We start from the raw sequence: 488 nt of genomic DNA on the forward strand, positions 1-488 counted from the left end.
TCTGGTTTGGGCTTCTCCGCGTTCGCTCGCCGCTACTGACGGAATCACTATTGTTTTCTCTTCCTCAGGGTACTTAGATGTTTCAGTTCCCCTGGTATGCCTCTGCACAACCTATGTATTCAGTTGTGTTAATGGGTGATGCAGGCGCTACGTTCCTTGGCTTCATTCTGGCGGATTTGGCTCTGGATGGTGCATTCAAACAAGCAACCATGTTGTCCATCTTCATTCCGATTCTGGCGCTCGGTGTACCGATCTTCGACAACATATTTGTCGTTATCAAAAGTTTCATTCAAGGTAAAGCGATATATCAGGTCGATGCAAGTCAAGCTCATTATCGGTTGCTGCGTGCCGGATTGAATCAAAATCAGGTGGTGGGTGTGCTGTATCTAGTCAGCATATGTCTGTGTCTATCCTCCATTATTCTGATGTTAGTGGAGTTATAAAACAAAAATAACGATGATAATAATAGAAGCCAGGTTCGAGCCCTG

1 protein-coding gene and 1 rRNA gene are annotated in these 488 nt (G+C 45.1%); one reads left to right on the top strand and one right to left on the bottom strand.

Features of this window, described 5'->3' with window-relative positions; translation table 11 throughout:
• Window positions 1-189 (bottom strand): 23S ribosomal RNA (locus EL84_RS31575); the annotation flags it as partial.
• Between EL84_RS31575 and EL84_RS30430 the strand changes: the two genes are divergently transcribed.
• Window positions 177-443 carry a hypothetical protein gene (locus tag EL84_RS30430; protein ID WP_200904574.1) on the top strand — a complete coding sequence of 89 codons (267 nt, stop codon included), beginning with the start codon at window positions 177-179 and terminating at the stop codon, window positions 441-443. The genes EL84_RS31575 and EL84_RS30430 overlap by 13 nt on opposite strands.
• Window positions 444-488: the final 45 nt, after the last annotated feature.

The organism is Paenibacillus sp. VT-400, assembly GCF_001029205.1.
GTDB lineage: Bacteria > Bacillota > Bacilli > Paenibacillales > Paenibacillaceae > Paenibacillus > Paenibacillus amylolyticus.